We start from the raw sequence: 2,251 nt of genomic DNA on the forward strand, positions 1-2,251 counted from the left end.
TCCCTGGCCGCCCTGACCTGGGCCCGGCCGGGGCCGGCGGCGGCCTGGCTGACCGGGGAGGCGTTGGCGGAAGTATCGATCCGCCTGTGCGCGGCCGCCGGCCGGCCCCCGCTGTCGCTGCGCCCGGGCGAGGCGCGGGCGCGCTCGGTCCTGGCCCGGCACGCGGCGGACCACCGGGTCTTCGAGCAGGCCGTGGAGGTGCGCAGCCAGCGGCTGCACGCGCCCTTCCTGGACAACCAGGTCGTCCGCGCGGCCCGCGCCCTCCCGGAATCCCTGCGGGTGCAGCCGGGGGCGCGGGCCTCGGTCCTGCGCAGCGTCCTGTCCGCGTCCGGCGTCCGCGAACTGCCGCCGGGCTGGGGCGCGGTGACCCGCACTCCGCACGAGACGGCGACCCGCCTGGGCCTGCGCGCGGCCCTGCACGAGCTGCTTGCGCTGTTCACCGCCCCGCTGCTGGCGGACGCCGGCCTGATCGAGGCCCGCGTCGTCCAACAGGCCCTGATCGACGCGGCGGAGGGCCGTCCGGTCCCGCTGGACGGCCTTGCGGAACTGGTCTCCATGGAACTCTGGCTGCAACGCCTCATGTCCCGCCGCGGCACCTGCTGGACCGGCACCACCACCCTCCGCCGCCGAGCCGTCCCCACAGGCGTCCCGACCCGCCGCCCGGCCCTCTCCTGAGCGACTTGCCCCGGCGGTGCGCGGTCTTGCTGCGGCGGGGTGTGCGGTCTTGCCGGGGCGGGGCGGGCTTCGGGGGGGGGGCGGGGGCTCCGGGGGGGGGGGTCCGGGACTGCATGATTTATGGCGGGGCGCCTTGTCAGCGCTGTCCAGCCGTGTCGTCGCCACAAATCACGCTTTACGTCCCGGACACCCCCACCCTGCGCCCCCGGCCCCGGGCTGCTGCCCAGGCGCGGGCCGTCAGGCGGGGGTGGTACGGGGCCTGGCTGCAGCCATCGAGGGGCGGGGCGGCCATCGGTGGCCGGTGCCGGAGGAGGCCGTGCCGCGTGGTCCTGCACGAGCTGCCGGCGCCGGAGGCTACCGGCGCCGTCCTCGACCCGGGGCGGCGTCCTGGCCCTGCTCACCGCCCTCACCGGGGCCGCTGACCGCCGTCACCGGCCGCTGACCACCGCTACTGCTGTCACCGAAGGGACCTGCCAGGTGTCCCGTCAGGACCGGACCTAGCGGGATCGGCGAAGTCCGGTGCGGTACCGCGCCCCGTCAGGTCAGGGGCGCGGGGCTGTCCGCATATGCGGCTCCGCCGCGATGGGGGTCCCCCCTGTTCGAGCGCAGCCGAGAACTTGGGGGGAGCGACCAGCCCCCACCGGCCCGCGGTTTCATCACCGCACTTCCAGCGGAGCGCTCAGCCCGGTTTTCCCGTCACCGACGGACCGCCCGGGTGTCCCGTCACCGGCAGTTGAGCACCGCGTCCGCCCAGCTGGCCAGGGTGAGCGGGGCCTGGCGGCCGGCGGGTTCCACGACCAGGCGCAGGGTGCGGTGGCCGGCGAGCCCGACGTGTACCGGGACCGCCGGGTCGCCGTGGCTGAGCGTCGGGGACTGCCACAGCCGCTGTCCGTCGCCGTACACGGAGAACCGCACCGAGCCACCGCTCAGGACGGACAGGTCGTCGACACCGACCCGGGCGGAGAAGTCGCTGCACTGCCGGTTGAGGGCGATCTCCACGGAGGAGCGGGAGTTGACGGTGATGCCGTGCGCGTGGCGCCGTCCGGCGATGTGCAGGCCCCAGCGCTGCCAGACCCAGCTGCTGCGCAGGCTCTGCACCTCGGGCGCGCTGTGGTCGCCCCAGGCCGACTGGCCGAGCCGGACGAGTGGGAACCCGGCCGCCGGGGCCGGTGGCGTCGGCGAGGGCTTGGGACGGGTCGGTGTCGGCGTGGGTGTCGGGGCCGGGTCCGGCTTCGCCGGGGTGGGCGCGGGCGAGGACGGCGACGGCCGGGGAGCGGGCTTCGAGGGGCTCGGCGGTACGACGGGTGGCGTGGTCAGCCGTGACGGTACGGGCCCGGGCTCGGGCGGCGGCTCCGGCGCGGACGGGCTGGGGGCGGGGGAGGGGGCGTGCGGGATTCTGGGCGCCGCGGACGCACTCGGCGCCGGCCATGCCTCCGCCTGGGGTTCCGCGTCGTCCCCCGCGAGGGCGAACACCACTCCGGCCGCCGCGGCGACCGCGATCCCCGCGGCCAGGGCCGCCTTGGCCCCGGCGCTTATACACATCTGACCCTGCCGACGAGCTTACGCATCAACACTT

2 protein-coding genes are annotated in these 2,251 nt (G+C 76.4%); one reads left to right on the forward strand and one right to left on the reverse strand.

The genetic code is table 11. The features are described 5' to 3' along the window. On the forward strand, positions 1 to 675 hold a 675-nt coding region (locus tag GPJ59_RS35635), incomplete at its 5' end, for an asparagine synthase-related protein (protein WP_258025417.1). Positions 676 to 1,398: 723 nt separating this feature from the next. Here GPJ59_RS35635 and GPJ59_RS35640 read toward each other — a convergent pair. Next, positions 1,399 to 2,217 (reverse strand): NPCBM/NEW2 domain-containing protein, encoded by an 819-nt coding sequence (locus GPJ59_RS35640; RefSeq protein ID WP_219672271.1) that lies wholly within the window; start codon positions 2,215 to 2,217, stop codon positions 1,399 to 1,401. Positions 2,218 to 2,251 lie beyond the last annotated feature (34 nt).

The organism is Streptomyces bambusae (assembly GCF_019400985.1).
GTDB classification, from domain to species: domain Bacteria; phylum Actinomycetota; class Actinomycetes; order Streptomycetales; family Streptomycetaceae; genus Streptomyces; species Streptomyces bambusae_A.